The organism is Parabacteroides sp. KHUB-01, assembly GCF_056640935.1.
In genome coordinates this window covers 3,686,155-3,703,339 of sequence record NZ_CM153256.1, presented here as the reverse complement: position 1 = coordinate 3,703,339, position 17,185 = coordinate 3,686,155, and the positions used below count along the sequence as shown (strand labels likewise).

14 protein-coding genes are annotated in these 17,185 nt (G+C 39.1%); 3 read left to right on the top strand and 11 right to left on the bottom strand.

Annotated features, from left to right (window positions below; genetic code table 11):
- The first annotated feature begins 48 nt into the window (after positions 1 to 48).
- Complete coding sequence (gene nifJ / locus ACYIAR_RS15615) at positions 49 to 3,594, top strand: pyruvate:ferredoxin (flavodoxin) oxidoreductase (protein WP_480330983.1); 3,546 nt, start codon at positions 49 to 51, stop codon at positions 3,592 to 3,594.
- 179 nt (positions 3,595 to 3,773) lie between these two features.
- On the opposite strand, the gene panB is transcribed toward nifJ, so the two are convergent.
- On the bottom strand, positions 3,774 to 4,598 hold the full coding sequence (gene panB, locus ACYIAR_RS15610; RefSeq protein ID WP_480330981.1) for a 3-methyl-2-oxobutanoate hydroxymethyltransferase: 825 nt from the start codon (positions 4,596 to 4,598) through the stop codon (positions 3,774 to 3,776).
- Positions 4,599 to 4,697: 99 nt separating this feature from the next.
- Here panB and ACYIAR_RS15605 point away from each other — a divergent pair, with 99 nt between their 5' ends.
- Together ACYIAR_RS15605 and ACYIAR_RS15600 are read left to right on the top strand one after the other, a co-directional pair.
- On the top strand, positions 4,698 to 5,822 hold the full coding sequence (locus ACYIAR_RS15605; RefSeq protein ID WP_480330979.1) for a redoxin domain-containing protein: 1,125 nt from the start codon (positions 4,698 to 4,700) through the stop codon (positions 5,820 to 5,822).
- Between the two features lie 73 nt (positions 5,823 to 5,895).
- A complete protein-coding gene (locus ACYIAR_RS15600) occupies positions 5,896 to 6,834 on the top strand; it encodes an NAD(P)H-dependent flavin oxidoreductase (protein ID WP_480330977.1) in 939 nt (312 codons plus the stop codon).
- Between the two features lie 353 nt (positions 6,835 to 7,187).
- Here the strand turns inward: ACYIAR_RS15600 and nqrF are convergent, their stop codons facing one another.
- The 10 genes from nqrF to ACYIAR_RS15550 form a co-directional block, all read right to left on the bottom strand.
- Positions 7,188 to 8,477 carry an NADH:ubiquinone reductase (Na(+)-transporting) subunit F gene (gene nqrF / locus ACYIAR_RS15595; RefSeq protein WP_480330975.1) on the bottom strand — a complete coding sequence of 430 codons (1,290 nt, stop codon included), beginning with the start codon at positions 8,475 to 8,477 and terminating at the stop codon, positions 7,188 to 7,190.
- A 28-nt stretch (positions 8,478 to 8,505) separates the two neighbouring features.
- Positions 8,506 to 9,123: an NADH:ubiquinone reductase (Na(+)-transporting) subunit E gene (gene nqrE / locus ACYIAR_RS15590; RefSeq protein ID WP_480330973.1), complete on the bottom strand. Its 618-nt coding sequence runs from the start codon at positions 9,121 to 9,123 to the stop codon at positions 8,506 to 8,508.
- A gap of 27 nt (positions 9,124 to 9,150) precedes the next feature.
- Positions 9,151 to 9,780, bottom strand: coding sequence for an NADH:ubiquinone reductase (Na(+)-transporting) subunit D (locus tag ACYIAR_RS15585; protein ID WP_480330971.1), 630 nt, complete (start codon positions 9,778 to 9,780; stop codon positions 9,151 to 9,153).
- Between the two features lie 7 nt (positions 9,781 to 9,787).
- Positions 9,788 to 10,588: an NADH:ubiquinone reductase (Na(+)-transporting) subunit C gene (gene nqrC, locus ACYIAR_RS15580; protein WP_480330970.1), complete on the bottom strand. Its 801-nt coding sequence runs from the start codon at positions 10,586 to 10,588 to the stop codon at positions 9,788 to 9,790.
- A 9-nt stretch (positions 10,589 to 10,597) separates the two neighbouring features.
- A complete protein-coding gene (locus ACYIAR_RS15575; protein ID WP_480330968.1) occupies positions 10,598 to 11,782 on the bottom strand; it encodes an NADH:ubiquinone reductase (Na(+)-transporting) subunit B in 1,185 nt (394 codons plus the stop codon).
- Between the two features lie 24 nt (positions 11,783 to 11,806).
- Positions 11,807 to 13,153 (bottom strand): Na(+)-translocating NADH-quinone reductase subunit A, encoded by a 1,347-nt coding sequence (locus ACYIAR_RS15570; RefSeq protein WP_480330966.1) that lies wholly within the window; start codon positions 13,151 to 13,153, stop codon positions 11,807 to 11,809.
- Between the two features lie 258 nt (positions 13,154 to 13,411).
- The gene (locus ACYIAR_RS15565; RefSeq protein ID WP_480330965.1) at positions 13,412 to 14,056 is read right to left on the bottom strand and encodes a MarC family protein; all 645 of its coding nucleotides are present in this window, start codon (positions 14,054 to 14,056) and stop codon (positions 13,412 to 13,414) included.
- 95 nt (positions 14,057 to 14,151) lie between these two features.
- Entirely contained in the window at positions 14,152 to 14,484 is a 333-nt protein-coding gene (locus tag ACYIAR_RS15560) for a nitrous oxide-stimulated promoter family protein (protein ID WP_480330963.1), read from the bottom strand.
- Positions 14,484 to 15,773, bottom strand: coding sequence for a BamA/TamA family outer membrane protein (locus ACYIAR_RS15555; protein ID WP_480330961.1), 1,290 nt, complete (start codon positions 15,771 to 15,773; stop codon positions 14,484 to 14,486). Before ACYIAR_RS15555 ends, ACYIAR_RS15560 begins: the two co-directional genes overlap by 1 nt.
- A 107-nt stretch (positions 15,774 to 15,880) precedes the next feature.
- A complete protein-coding gene (locus tag ACYIAR_RS15550) occupies positions 15,881 to 17,182 on the bottom strand; it encodes an MATE family efflux transporter (protein WP_480330959.1) in 1,302 nt (433 codons plus the stop codon).
- Positions 17,183 to 17,185 lie beyond the last annotated feature (3 nt).

Genomic DNA, 17,185 nt, shown 5'->3' with positions numbered 1-17,185 from the left:
TTAATACTAAAAACAAAAATACTAATAGTACTAATAGTTTATAAGTCTATGACAAAACAAAAGAAATTTATCACCTGTGATGGTAACCAGGCTGCTGCGCATATTTCATATATGTTCAGTGAAGTTGCTGCTATTTATCCCATCACTCCATCATCTACAATGGCTGAATATGTAGATGAATGGGCTGCTGCCGGACGTAAGAACATCTTCGGCGAAACAGTATTGGTTCAGGAAATGCAATCAGAAGCTGGTGCAGCTGGTGCTGTACACGGTTCATTGCAGGCTGGTGCATTGACAACAACATACACTGCATCTCAGGGTCTGTTGCTGATGATCCCTAATATGTATAAAATCGCAGGTGAATTGCTTCCTTGCGTATTCCATGTTTCTGCTCGTACATTGGCTTCACACGCATTGTGTATCTTTGGCGACCACCAGGATGTTATGTCTTGCCGCCAGACAGGTTTCGCAATGTTAGCTGAAGGTTCTGTTCAGGAAGTTATGGATTTGGCAGGTGTTGCTCACTTGTCAACAATCAAATCTCGCGTTCCTTTCGTTAACTTCTTCGATGGTTTCCGTACATCTCACGAAATCCAGAAGATTGAAATGTTGGAAAACGAAGATTTGGCTCCGCTTATCGACCAGGAAGCTTTGGCTGAATTCCGTGCTCGCGCATTGAACCCAATGAAACCAGTAGCACGTGGTATGGCTGAAAACCCAGATCACTTCTTCCAGCACAGAGAATCTTCAAATAACTTCTATGAATCAGTTCCAGCTATCGTAGAAGAATATATGAACGAAATCTCTAAGATTACAGGCCGTAAATATGGTTTGTTCGATTACTATGGTGCTGAAGATGCTGAACGCGTTATCATCGCTATGGGTTCTGTAACAGAAGCTGCTCGCGAAGCTATCGACTATATGATGGCTAACGGTGAAAAAGTAGGTTTGGTTTCTGTTCACTTGTATCGTCCGTTCTCTGCTAAGCATTTCTTGGCTGCTGTGCCTAAGACTGCTAAGCGTATTGCTGTTTTGGACCGTACTAAAGAACCAGGTGCTAACGGTGAACCATTGTATTTGGATGTTAAGGACTGCTTCTATGGCGTAGAAAATGCTCCGCTTATCGTAGGAGGTCGCTATGGTTTGGGTTCTAAAGATACAACTCCTGCACAGATTATTTCTGTATATGAAAACTTGGCATTGCCAATGCCTAAAAACAACTTTACTATCGGTATTGTTGACGATGTTACTTTCACTTCTCTTCCTCAGAAAGAAGAAATCGCTTTGGGTGGTGAAGGTATGTTCGAAGCTAAATTCTATGGATTGGGTGCTGACGGTACAGTAGGTGCAAACAAGAACTCTGTGAAGATTATCGGTGACAACACTAATAAATATTGTCAGGCTTACTTCGCTTACGACTCTAAGAAATCTGGTGGTTTCACATGTTCTCACTTGCGTTTCGGAGACACTCCTATCCGCTCAACATATTTGGTAAACACTCCAAACTTCGTTGCTTGCCACGTTCAGGCTTATTTGCACATGTATGACGTTACTCGCGGTTTGCGTGAAAACGGTACATTCCTTTTGAATACAATCTGGGAAGGCGAAGAATTGGCTGCTAATTTGCCAAACAACGTAAAACGTTATTTCGCACAGAAAAATATTTCTGTTTACTATATTAACGCAACTAAGATTGCTCAGGAAATCGGTTTGGGTAACCGTACAAACACAATCCTTCAGTCTGCATTCTTCCGTATCACAGGTGTAATTCCTGTTGAACAGGCTATCGAACAGATGAAGAAATTCATCGTTAAGTCATACGGTAAGAAGGGTGAAGACGTTGTTAACAAGAACTATGCTGCCGTTGACCGTGGTGGTGAATACCAGCAGTTGACTGTTGATCCAGCTTGGGCTAACTTGGCAGATGACGAAGTTGCTGCAAACAACGATCCTGCATTCATCAACGAAGTAGTTCGTCCTATCAATGCTCAGAATGGTGACTTGTTGAAAGTTTCTGCTTTCAAAGGTATTGAAGATGGTACTTGGCATCAGGGAACTGCTAAATATGAAAAACGTGGTGTTGCTGCATTCGTTCCTGTTTGGGATGAAAACAACTGTATCCAGTGTAACCAGTGTGCTTATGTTTGTCCTCACGCTTCTATCCGTCCGTTCGTATTAGACGAAGAAGAATTGAAGGGTGCAAACTTCGCTACTATCGCTGTAAAAGCTCCTGCAACAATGAAGGGTATGGCTTTCCGTATGCAGGTTGACGTTATGGACTGTTTGGGTTGCGGTAACTGTGCTGATGTATGTCCGGGCTTCAAAGGAAACAAAGCATTATCTATGGTTCCTCTTGAAACTCAGATGAGCGAAGCCGCTAACTGGGATTACTGCGTTGAAAACGTTAAATCAAAACAGAATTTGGTTGACGTTAAATCAAACGTTAAGAATTCACAGTTCGCTACTCCATTGTTTGAGTTCTCTGGCGCTTGCTCTGGTTGCGGTGAAACTCCTTACGTTAAATTGATTTCTCAGTTGTTTGGTGATCGCGAAATGGTTGCTAATGCAACTGGATGTTCTTCTATCTACTCTGGTTCAGTTCCATCAACTCCATATACTACTAACGAAAAAGGTCACGGTCCAGCTTGGGCAAACTCTTTGTTCGAAGACTTCTGTGAATTCGGTTTGGGTATGGAATTAGCTAACGAAAAGATGCGTGCTCGCCTTCAGGCAGCTATGGAAGCTTCTATCGCAAGCGAAACTTGCCCTGCTGACAAAGAATTGTACAAAGAATGGATTGCAAACCAGAACGATGCTGAAAAGACTAAGGAATTGGCTGAAAAGATCATTCCTATGGTTGAAGCTAACAAAGATAAATGTAAGAACTGTGCTACTATCGCAGAATTAGCTCACTTCTTGGTAAAACGTTCACAGTGGATTATCGGTGGTGACGGTGCTTCTTACGATATTGGTTACGGTGGTTTGGATCACGTTATCGCTTCTGGTAAGAACGTAAACATCTTGGTATTGGATACTGAAGTTTACTCTAACACTGGTGGTCAGTCATCTAAGGCTACTCCTGTTGGTGCTATCGCTAAATTTGCTGCTGCTGGTAAACGAGTTCGTAAGAAAGACCTTGGTTTGATGGCTACAACTTACGGTTACGTTTATGTTGCTCAGATTGCAATGGGTGCAGACCAGGCTCAGACATTGAAAGCAATCCGTGAAGCAGAAGCTTATGATGGTCCATCTTTGGTTATCGCATATGCTCCATGTATCAACCACGGTTTGAAGAAAGGTATGGGTAAATCACAGGCAGAAGAAAAAGCTGCTGTTGAATGTGGTTACTGGCACTTGTGGCGTTACAACCCAGCTTTGGAAGCAGAAGGAAAGAACCCATTCACTTTGGATTCAAAAGAACCAGATTGGAGCAAGTTCCAGGACTTCTTGAAAGGCGAGGTTCGTTTCGCATCTGTTGCTAAACAGTATCCTGCTGAAGCTGCTGAGTTGTTTGCAGCTGCTGAAGAAAACGCTAAATGGCGTCTTCGCGCTTACAAACGTATGGCTGCTGAAGATTGGAGCGCAGAAGCTTAATCTATGTTTATTCTTTGACTAGAATATAACCTAACTAAAATGCCCGGGAATACATTTGTATCTCGGGCATTTTCTTGTTTTTGTATTATTGAAATAAAATATTGCAAAATAAAAAAGCCCGACCATAAAGTTTATGATCGAGCTTATCTTAATATATAAATTACTATATATTTTTTCTATCAATACTGTTCTTTATCGTTAGGGAAATCTCCGTCTTTTACATCCTGAACATAATTCTGAATTGCAGAAGTTATAACATCTGCTAGATTTGCATACTGTCTTAAAAACTTTGGTTTGAATCCCTGATTCATACCAAGCATATCCTGAGCAACCAAAACTTGTCCATCCACAGCACCCCCAGCTCCGATTCCAATTACAGGAATTGAAAGTTCTGAGGCAACTCGGGCAGCCAATGCTGCAGGTATTTTTTCCAATACTAAAGAAAAACATCCAGCTTCTTCCAATGCATGGGCATCAGCTATCAGTTTCTGAGCTTCTGCTTCTTCCTTCGCACGAACACCATATCCACCAAACATATTAACACTTTGAGGAGTGAGTCCTAAGTGTCCCATTACAGGAATTCCGGCAGATATAATAGTACGGACTGTATCTATAATTTCAACTCCGCCTTCCAACTTTAGAGCATCACAACCGCTCTCTTTCATTATTTGTATTGCATTCTTTGTGCCTTCTGTTGCATTTATCTGATATGAGCCAAATGGCATATCACACACAACAAGAGCACGCTTTGCAGCTTTAACAACAGATGTTGCATGATAAATCATCTGGTCGACAGTTATTGGTAATGTAGTTTCATTACCTGCCATAACATTTGAAGCAGAATCTCCAACCAGAATAATATCTATACCCGCCTGGTCAACTAAAGTTGCCATTGTATAATCATAAGCTGTGAGCATTGATATTTTTTCGCCCAACTGTTTCATACTCATCAAACGGTGAGTAGTCACTTTCTTAATTTCGTCATCTTTTTTTGCTACAGACATATTATATCACCTATTTCTTTAATTGGCGGCAAAGTTACATATTATTTCACTATTTTTGCAAGATGAGAAAAACTTTTAAAAACGCAATATTATTTTGATATGAAAAAGATTTTAACCGTTGCTAGTGCAGCATTACTTCTTGCTGCTTGTAGTGAAAAACCGGGTTATACAATTACCGGAAAAGTAAATAATGCTGAACTAAATGGCAAATATGTCTATCTTTATGAATATGGAAGCAATGATGCAGCACCTATTGATAGTGCGTTAGTAGAAAATGGAGCTTTCACATTAAAAGGAACACAGAATACTACAAGTTTGAGAACTATCAGATTCTCAGAAAATGATGTTGAACCACGAAGAGCTGCTTCAGGTGAAACATCTCCATTCACGGCTTTACTTGCATTGCAAAATAGTGCTATTAACGTAGTTCTTGACGAGAAATATTCTGATGTATCAGGAACTCCGGAAAATGATGCGATGCTAGCATTCCAAAAAGAAATCAGAGCATTACGTGAAGAGCAGGAAAAGCTCGAAGCTGATCTAAAGTCTGAAGAAGCAGAAGTTAAGCGTGCTGCAGAAACTAAATATGACGAGTTTGACCACCAAATTGCTGAAAAAGCATATTCGTATATCAAACAAAATATAAATAATCTTACATCAGCCAAATTGCTTGTTGATTTCAGATATGAGTTGAACGAAGAACAACAGAACGACATTGTTGCAAGTGCAAGTGAAGAGTTCAAAAATGTTCCAGGTGTTCAGAAACTAATCGACCATCTTGAAGTTCTTAAGAAAGTTGCAGTAGGTCAGAAATTCACAGACTTTGAAATGGCAGATATCAAAGGTAAAACTCACAAATTGTCTGAATTTGTCGGTAATGGAAAGAATATTGTTCTATTAGACTTTTGGGCAAGCTGGTGTCCTCCTTGCCGCAGAGATATGCCAAATTTGGTTGATACATACAAGGAATTCAAAGGTAAAGGATTTGAAATTGTCGGTATTTCTTTAGACAGCAAAAAAGAAGCATGGGAAAAAGGTATAAAAGACTTAAATATAACATGGACCCAGCTATCAGATTTAAAAGGTTGGAAAAATGATGGAGCTGCATTATATGGTGTCAACAGCATTCCTCATACAATTTTAGTTGACAAAGATGGAACAATAATTGCAAAAGGTCTGCATGGAAAAGAAGTTGCTGAAAAATTAAGAGAATTATTGAAGTAATAATTCAATCTTGCACTCTATTCCATATGTAATAGCATCGACTTTGCTAAACACAAATTGATAAAATATAACAATGAACAGAATAACATCTATCTTTGGAATAAAATATCCTATTATTCAAGGAGGAATGGTCTGGTGTAGCGGCTGGCATCTTGCAGCTGCAGTAAGTAATAATGGTGGTCTTGGATTAATTGGCGCTGGTTCAATGCATCCGGATAAGCTGCGTTACCACATTCAGAAATGCAAAGAAGCTACAGACAAACCATTTGGCTTGAATATTCCTCTGATGTATCCTGAAATTGAAGAGATAATGGAGATTGTGGTTGAAGAAGGTGTAAAAATAGTTTTTACATCAGCAGGAAACCCTAAAACATGGACTTCATATCTTAAAGAAAAGGGTATAAAAGTGGCTCATGTAGTTTCTTCATCTAAATTTGCAAAGAAATGTGAGGAAGCAGGAGTTGACGCAATTGTTTGTGAAGGCTTTGAGGCTGGTGGACACAACGGGCGCGAAGAAACTACAACAATGTGTCTTGTTCCTGCTGTTCGCAAAGCAACTTCTCTCCCACTAATTGCAGCCGGAGGAATTGCAACCGGAGCTGGAATGCTTGCCGCAATGGCTCTTGGCGCTGAAGGTGTTCAAATCGGTACACGTTTCGCGTTGACTGAAGAAAGCTCTGCACACGAAGATTTCAAAATGTATTGCCTGAATCTAAATGAGGGTGACACTAAATTGATGTTGAAGAAAGTATCTCCTACTCGACTTGTCAAAAATGAGTTCTTTAACGAAGTGGAAGAAGCGGAAAACCGTGGTGCCTCTGCCGAAGAACTTAAAGAATTACTTGGACGCGGACGTGCAAAACGAGGTATTTTTGAAGGTGATATGGCTGACGGTGAACTCGAAATCGGACAGATAGCTTCTTTATTCAGAGAAATACAGTCTGTTGAGGAAGTTATGAAAGAAATTATAGATGAATATAATTCAGGACTAAACAAAATTGAGAAATTATAAATAAATTATTTCTTGACATTATAAGAAAAGATACTTGAATCAGAATTTTACTATTCTTTTTCAAGTATCTTTTTATTTTAAAGTAAAATCCCAGGAAAAAATAATAATAGCCTGCTTAAACCCATTACCTACGTTACAATAAAGCCAAACCTAGCACAAAATATAACTTATCCTACGATTATTTATACATATATATGTTTTCCCCAATTGCAATGTTTTTGGAAAACTGTTCGAATATTTTCATACGAATACAATTATCAAAAACAAATATAAAGAAGAAAAAAATTAGGGCTGCACCGAATCTTCGGAGCAGCCCCATATTAATCAATAAATATTGAAGGAAAATCCAATTATTATCCGCCAAAGTTATCGAAATGCAACATTTCCATTGGAACGCCAAGGCTATCAAGCATATTTTCAACAGCTTTTGACATAGGACCAGGACCACACATGTAGTATTCAATATCTTCAGGAGCTTCGTGATCTTTCAGATAAGTATCATAAATTACCTGATGTACGAAACCAGCTGTATATTTAACACCTGCTGCATCAGCTGCAGGATCAGGACGGTCAAGCGCCAAGTGGAATGTAAAGTTCGGGAACTCTTTTTCCAACTGCAAGAAGTCCTGCAAATAGAATACTTCGTTCAATGCGCGAGCACCATAGAAGTAAGACATCTTTCTGTCTGTAGTCTTCAATGTCTTTGTCAAGTGCATGATTTGAGCACGCAACGGAGCCATACCGGCACCACCACCGACCCACATCATTTCACGTTTAGAATCGAAAATTGGATGGAAGTCACCATAAGGACCACTCATGATAACCTTATCACCAGGTTTCAATGTAAAGATATAAGAAGAAGCGATACCAGGCATAACATCCATAAATCCAGGACCCTGATCTTTCGGTTTGAAAGGAGGAGTTGCAATACGAACTGTCAACATGATACGGTCTCCTTCTGCTGGATAGTTAGCCATAGAATAAGCACGGATAGTTGGTTCATCATTTTTACACTTCAAACCAAACAAACCGAATTTTTCCCAAGCAGGCAAGTATGTATCACCGATAAGACTCTTATCGATATCCTTGTCATAATCCATTGAGAATGCAGGAATCTTAATCTGGGCATAAGAACCTGGGATAAAGTCCATGTGTTCACCTTTAGGCAACTGAACGATGAACTCTTTGATAAATGTTGCAACGTTCTTGTTTGAAATAACTTCGCATTCCCATTCCTTAACACCAAGAACTTCTTCAGGAACTTTAACCTGCATATCTTCCTTAACTTTACACTGGCAAGCCAATCTCCAATGTTCTTTCTGCTGTTTACGAGAGAAAAATCCTTTTTCAGTTGGAAGGATTTCGCCACCACCTTCAAGAACCTGTGCACGGCACTGACCACATTTACCGCCACCACCACAAGCTGATGACAAGAACACACCGCCAGACTGCAAAGCACCCAGCAAAGTACCACCTATTGGAGTTTCAATTTCTTTGTCTCCATTTACCTTCAGCTTAACATTACCTGAAGGAACCAATTTTGCTTTAGCGTATAACAATGCACCAACCAGAATCATTGTCACCAAAAGGAAAACAACAGCACTGGTGATGATTGTAAGTCCGCCCGACATTAATAAAGTCATATTTTAATAATCTTTAATGCGTTAATACTTAAATCTTCAAACCTGAGAAGCACATAAATGCTATACCCATCAAACCAGTGATGATGAATGTAATACCCAATCCTCTTAATGGTTTAGGAACATCAGAATAAGCCAGCTTTTCGCGGATTGCAGCCATACCGACAATAGCCAACATCCAACCAATACCTGAACCCAAACCATAGATTGTTGCAACACCAACGTTTGAGAATTCCTTCTGCTGCATAAACAATGAACCACCCAAGATAGCACAGTTAACAGCGATCAAAGGCAAGAAGATACCCAGAGATGAATATAATGCCGGAGCAAATTTTTCTACAACCATTTCAACCAACTGCACAAAAGAAGCAATGATGGCAATAAACAAGATGAATGCCAAGAAGCTCAAATCAACGCTAGCATACTGTTCGCCAAGCCATGACAATGCACCTTCTTTCAATACATAGTTTTCAAGCAAATAGTTAATTGGCAATGTACATACCAACACAAATGTTACTGCCAAACCCAGACCCATTGCTGTTTTTACATTCTTAGATACTGCCAAGTATGAACACATACCAAGGTAGTATGCGAATATCATGTTATCAACAAAGATCGAGCGGACAAACGTACTTAATAATTCTTCCATTTTTTTCTTAATTTATAATGGTTATCATTAGTTTTCCTGGAGTTCTTTGTTGCGTGAACGATGAACCCAAATTATCACAGCAATAACGATCAATGCCATTGGAGGCAAAATCATCAAACCATTGTTTACATAGCCCAAGTCATAGAAAGCCTGAGGAATTACCTGGATACCGAACAATGTTCCTGAACCAAACAATTCACGGAAGAAACCAACTATAACCAAAATGATTGCATAACCCAAACCGTTACCAACACCGTCAAGGAATGATTCCCAAGGACCGTTACCCAAAGCAAATGCTTCCAAACGACCCATAAGGATACAGTTTGTAATGATCAAACCAACGAACACTGACAACTGTTTGTTAACATCATAAGCGAAAGCTTTCAAAACTTCACTCGCAATTGTTACCAAAGCAGCAACAACAACCAACTGTACAATGATACGGATACGGTTAGGAATAGTATTACGCATCAAAGAGATAATAACATTCGCAAATGCAACTACTGCAGTTACTGAGATACCCATTACCAATGATGGTTCCAACTTTGAAGTCACACCCAATGCAGAGCAGATACCCAACATCTGGATAATGACCGGGTTGTTAATACTCAATGGGCCAACCAGAACTTCTTTATTTTTTTTAGATAATAATCCCATCTCCTTATTATTTTGAAGTTAAAAATTTCTCGTAGCCTTTCAAGCTGTTAAGAATCATATCACTTACACCCTGGCTGGTAATTGTACCTCCTGAGATACCATCTACACAATCGATACCTTCAACAGCTTTACCCGGTTTAACAACTTTGATAGACTTGAATTCGCCATTCTTAAAAATCTGCTTACCTGAGAATCTAGAACTAAATGCTGGTTTTGAGATTTCAGCACCCAAACCCGGAGTTTCACCTTTGTGGCTGAAGTCTGCACCAAACACTGTGTTCTTATCGTCATTTACTGACAAATAACCCCAAAGCGGACCCCACAAACCTGCACCATGCAATGACATGATATATTTTGTCTGTCCGTCAACATTAGCAACAAAAACAGGATAAACATCAGTTGCTTCGCTAGCAAAAGCGTCACCTTCAACTTTTTCGCCATTAGCATTAACAAGGAATGATTCTTTGATCAATTCATTGTATTTAGCTTCTGCCTGATTTGCAGGAACTGTAACATTGATTGAACGCAAAATCTGCTGACGTTTATCGTTTTCTTCATTCTTCTGCTGATAAGAACGCAAAGACTGAGAAGTGAATGCCAACAAAACAGCAACTACAACAACCATTACAGCTGCATATATTATTGTATAAGCATTGCTATCTCTGTCAATACCTTTTTTCTTAGAAGCTTCTGATGCAATTTCTTCAAATTCAGAAGCCGGAGCTTTACACACCGGACATGTTGCAGGAGCCTTATCACCTTCGTGGACATAGCCACATACTTTACATCTAAATTTCTTTGTAGCCATATTCCTTTATTATTTATTCAATTTAACACGGTTAATACGACGGTTGATATTTGATTCCACTACATAGTAGTCGATAAGTGGAGCAAACACATTCATGAACAGGATTGCCAACATCATACCTTCTGGATAACCTGGGTTCAATACACGGATAATGATTGCCATAGCACCAACCAACAAACCGTAGATATATTTACCTGTTTCAGTGCGAGCTGAAGTAACAGGGTCTGTTGCCATAAATACTGCACCAAAAGCAAAACCACCTAATGTAAGGTGTTCATACCAAGCCATGTTTGCTGTAGCTGTGTCTGGACCAACAACATTGAAAATCAATGCCATCAAAGCACCACCTACAAATACAGAGAACATAGTCTTCCAGCTTGCAATATTTGTAACCAACAGGATAATAGCACCTATTGCAATTGCAACAACACTAGTCTCACCAATTGAACCAGGAATAAAACCAATAACCATATCGCTAAAGCTCCATGGGAATTCAGCTGTAGAAGTTGTTGCTACTTTAGCAATACCAAGAGGAGTTGCAGCAGAGAATCCGTCAACTACCTGACCTGCACCCAAGCCAAATGTATCAGCTGTGCGAACCCATACCTGGTCACCAGACATTGCTGCCGGATAAGCGAAGAACAAGAATGCACGAGTTACCAATGCTACGTTAAATACATTGTAACCAGTACCACCAAACACTTCCTTAGCAAAAATTACAGCAAATGCAGTTGCAACTGCAATCATCCAAAGTGGAGTATCAACTGGCACAATCATCGGAATCAAGATACCTGAAACCAAGAAACCTTCCTGGATTTCTTCTTTTTTCCACTGAGCTACAGTAAACTCAATTCCCAAACCTACTACATAAGAAACAATAATCTTAGGAAGTACGGCCAAAAAACCATAAATAAAAGTCATCCAGAAACCTGGGTTTGATCCAACAGCCAAGTTATGCTGGTAACCTACGTTATACATACCAAAAAGCAAAGCAGGCAACAAAGCGATGATAACAACTGTCATTGTACGCTTTGAATCTATACTGTCGTGAATATGCACGCCTGATTTTGATGTTGTATTCGGAACAAACAAGAATGTTTCGAAACCGTCAAATACAGAACGGAACATCGCCAGCTTTCCGCCTTCCTCGAAGTTAGGCTTAATCTTGTCGAGATAATTCCTTAACGCTTTCAATGTTTTACTATTTTAATAATGTTATTAATTCATTTCCTTATAAAGCAAGTTCAAACCGTTACGAACGATTTTCTGAAGCTCGATTTTTGATGTATCAACGAACTCACACAAAGCGAAATCTTCAGGTGCAACTTCATAGATACCAAGATTTTCCATCTTGTCGATATCAAATGTGATGATAGCCTTAAGCAAATATTCTGGCAAAATATCCATTGGGAATACTTTGTCGTATTCGTTTGACATAATCATCGCACGCTTTCCACCTTTGATTCGTGCATCCATAACATATTCCTTGCCACGGCCAATCAACCATGTCAGATAAGAATGGCTTGTACTGTATTTGTTGAATCCAGGAACTGCCCAACCGAACAATTCATGAACGTCATCACCTTCTGGAATAACAGTTACCTGACAGTCGTATGCGCCAAGATAGTCATTCATTGAAACCTTTGTACCTGTCAAAACATTACCGCTAATCATGCGAATATGGCCATTGTCCAATACCTTACCACCAAGGATACTTTCAATTGTACAACCAGCTACAACTTTCACATAACCACGTTCTGTTGCTTCAGAACCAGTAACAGCAACCAAACGGCTGAAATCAGCGATACCCTTATTGAAAACACGTCCCATAAGGATAACATCAGTAGCATTAACTGTCCAAACAACTTCACCTTTGTTTACAGGTTTAATGTGATTAATCTGTACTCCAACATTTCCTGCAGGGTGCGGACCTTCAAAACCAACCACTTCAACACCATTCAACTTAACTGAAGAACCAGCTTTAACGCCTACATAAACTTTACCGTTTGTCAATTTTGACAAAGCATCCAAGCCTGCCTGCAAATCAGCTTCCTGACCTTTAACGATAAAATCAAAATTAGGAGCAAGAGGTGCAGAATTAAAAGCAGTAACGAAAATGTCACGCGGTGTTTCTGCCGGAGAAGCAACAATGTCATAAGGACGCTGCTTGATGAACGGCCACATACCAGCGTTAAGCAAAGTTTCCTTAACCTGATCTGCGTTCAAAGATGAAACACTCTTCTTGCCAAAATCCTCATACTCGTTTTGCGCATCAGGAGTTACAACAATGCTCAAAACCTTACGTTTTTCACCACGGTTTACGGCAGCCACTTCGCCACTTACAGGCGAAACAAATTTGATTTCGGGGCGGTTCTTATCTACCATCAATACAGAACCGGCTTTGACTTTGTCTCCTACCTTAGCAACCACTTTTGGAAGAATGCCGCTGTAGTAGTCAGGAACGATTGCGTAAGACGCACTCTTTCCGCTGCTTAGCATAACTTCTGAAGCTTTGCCTTTCAGATTAATGTCTAAACCCTTTTTAATCTTAATCACATTTGCCATGATATAACTAAAATTGTTTATATGTAATTTTCTGCAAAAATAAACATTTTTCTATGTTTTAGGGCAGCTTTTTAGAAATAAATACAGAAATTTTTCTGTATTTTCCCATAAATATCATTTACATCAAAAAAGTAAAATTACATACGGAAGAAAGCTCTATTTCCTTCCGTATGTAATTTGATTTTCTTCCGAAAAGAATCCAAATTCCTTTCGGAAGTAATTCTTCCTCCTTTCGGATGTATTTTCGGGATGTTATTATCAGGAAATTCCCATCTTTACTATTTCAGCCAATATTGGTTTTATTCCACTAGTGAAGCATTCCACAGCAATCACCATAAGGATAAGCCCCATCAGACGCATCATTACGTTATTTCCTGTTTCTCCTATCAGCGCAAGAAGCTTCGTTGACGCTCTTAATATGCAATATGTAAGGAAAAACACCAGAATTATTATTGATATAAGAACTGCTTTCATCGTAAAATTTGGAGCATCTTCCATCAACACGATACCGTTGGCAATTGCGCCAGGTCCACAAAGCATAGGAATAGACAATGGAGTTATGGATATATCATCTACAAAAGTTTTCATTTCTGTTTCATTAAGCTTCACATGCGTATAATGTGCCTGCAGCATATCATATCCAATCTTGAAAATAATAAATCCTCCAGCTATACGGAAACCATTAGTAGATAATCCAAAGAAACTGAACAGGAATCTGCCGAAGAAGGTGAAGGAAATCAATATCAAAGCAGAAACAAAAGTTGCTTTCCTCACTATTCTCCTACGTTCCTTTTCTGTCAGGCCATTTGTCATAGACAAAAACACAGGCATCGTTCCAAGCGGATTTATAAGAGTAAAGAACGATGTGAAACACAATAAAGCAAAAGGGACAACGCTTTCCATATTAAACTGTTTTTTAAGTCGGCAGAATTAATTCTGTCGGCATTTGTTTTCAATACTGTTTTTAGAAAACAATATTAAACAAAATTCGAATACTCTCAAAGATGCTTCAAAATATTATTCTTCGTTTCGCGAAACAAATGCCGCAAAGCATCAAGAGGATGATAAATTATCATCCGAGGTCCGGAATACCGCATAACCTCACACATTCTTTCTCTCATATCTTTTTTATAACAATGAACGGGACACTGCCTGCAAGTTGATTTTTTCTCACCAAATGGACATTTGTCCAACCGTAACAAAGCATAATCCATAAGATTACGGCATGAAGAGCATAGTTCCGCATTACCTTCTTTCTTGCGGCAATACAAATGAATCATCTGCACTATGACTTGTTTTTCCTCTTCTATGCGTGAATGTTTCTTTCCCATCAAAATGCTTCTGTCATATTCATATAAAAAGATATTCCTTTGTTTGCCGGATCTTTACCGAAATCCAGGCGGAAATTCTTGCCAGGCTGAATCTGGAAACGCAAACCAACACCGTAATTCAATTTCCATTTCGACCAATCGACAACAGGAGTATTTCCTATTGTTCCTGTTCCAACCCATGCCACAAATCCACATTTCGACCAAAAGCTACCACTCATATATTGCTGCTGATTGCCAAACATGTGTCTATACTCCATTATAGCATAAGCCATTGTTTTGTCTCGATACTGTCCCATATAATATCCTCGCAAATCAAAAGGCGAACCAAACGATGGAAGTTCAGTAAAAGGAATATTTCCAACACCAATCTGAGTTTTAGCAACCCAAGCCAAAGTGCTTCGCGGACGGAACACATTCTTGAACTGTCGGTATTCAAGCTCGGCTATACCATAATTATATGACCCGCCAAACCATTTACTGTAATATTTGGCAATGGCACTGAGCAAAAGTCCGCGTGTTGGAGTAGCCACATCGTCGCGAGTGTCATATTGCAACAAACCACCAATACCGACATTCATATATTTTTGCTTAAACTTAAGGAAATATGGGTCCTGAGCCATCACCGGATTAATATCTGTTGAATTGCTCATGTTCAAATCCAGTAATGTTCCTGCATATAAATTCTTCTTCACTTCCCACACAAAACGAGGATAAAGCTGGAAATATGTTTTCTTGAATTTGGTAGTAGAGTCGCCTCTCACCACATTCTCGATTGATTCATAACCTTTACCATAGTAATGCGACGGTTCGTTTCTGAATCCGTAAGTTATATATATTCGGAATCTGTTTTCATTAAAGAATAATGTTCCGGAACCTGCCACAACAAATGTTCCGTTAAGTGTGACATTAAAACCTGCTGGGATAAATGAACGCTGCGATATACTATCGTTTTTATTTATTCTGAAACTGGCAAGAACAGCCCCGCCTATTCCCAGTGAAGCTTCAGGTGTATATGAAGGACCACCTAAAATTGACCACCAAACAGGCTTTTTGGCACGTATAGAATCTTTATGTAATTTCTTGTTATATCGTTGCAGCTGTTTTTCATTAAGCCAAACTCCATTTACCATTTTTCCTTCCTCATGTTTCAGAGTGTCATTCTGGAGGACTTCCTTTTCAACATCACTTTTGCCTATATCGACAGTTTTATTTTCTTGAGCACAAATTTCTTTTGAGAAAAAACTTATACCCAGAACACCTAAACAAACTAATATTCTTTTCAACAACATTTTATTACTATATATTGACATGCAAAAGTACGAATAAGATTCGTACCTTTAATTTTTTCAACAAACTGATTTGCTATAATCCGCCACTTTAACATCGTACCTCATAATCAAACCGGAACAATTATTGCCAAAGCACGCTTCCGGCAAATTGTCTGGACAACACCACGTGCAGACAGATAAACCATAAAAGCTAACCACAATGCATGATTCTCATATTTTGTATAACATACATTATATATAAGGAAAAAACATACCGACGCGACAAACATCGCTATAAGCATATATTTCGAAGCTGTTGCTCCAATAAATATTCCGTCCCACAAAAATGCGGAAAATCCGGCAATAGGGACAACTATTATCCAAGGCAAATACTCCATCGACGCAGTTATCACTTCTTTTTCATCAGTTAGCAAACTCACAAAAGTTTTTCCTCCAATTGCATAAATACATGTAAAGAGTAAAGCCATTCCTATTCCCCAATAAAACAAGTTCTTTATCATCTTATTCAGCAGAACTTTATTTCCCGAACCTATATAAAGTCCAGAAAGGGCTTCACCTGAATATGCAAATCCATCCATTACATAAGAAAACAATGTAAAGAATTGCATAAGAAGTGTGTTAACGGCTAAAATCACGTCTCCTTGTCTAGCTCCGGCAGAAGTAAAAAACGTAGTTACGGCAACAAGACACAATGTACGGAAAAATATATCCCGGTTCAAACGGAAGAAAGCATACATTTTATCCTTCCCCCAACAAATCCGATTATCAAAATAGCGTCCAAGACGACCATAATATTTATACCAAAGGAATATTGCCATCAGAAAACCTCCATATTGGGCGGTCAAAGTTCCAAAGGCAACGCCTTCCACTTTCATATCAAGTCCATATACAAAGAACAGACTGGCAATGATATTTATAATATTCTGAGTTATGGCAACAAACATCGGAAATCTGGAGTTCTGCATACCGATAAACCACCCTGAAAGTCCGTATAGTCCCAATACTGCAGGTGCGCCCCAAACACATATATGGAAATAAGAAGAAGCATAAACAGCAACTTCTTCAGTTGGGCGAATAAGTCCAAAAGCAATCTTCAGCAACGGATATTGGAGCAACAGAAGCACAACGGAAATAAAAGAGGCAACTCCAAGCGAACGCACCAGCAGAGAAATCACTTCTTCCATATTTCGCCGTCCATAAGCTTGTGAAGTCATTCCGCTGGTTCCCATACGAAGGAATCCAAATATCCAATATATCATATTAAATAACATCCCTCCCACTGCAATTGCTCCGATATATGAGGCTGAGCCCAGATGACCGACAATTGCCACGTCAATCAGTCCAAGCAATGGAACCGTAATATTCGACACAATGGAAGGAATTGCTATATTCAGAATCTTTTTATTCATTTA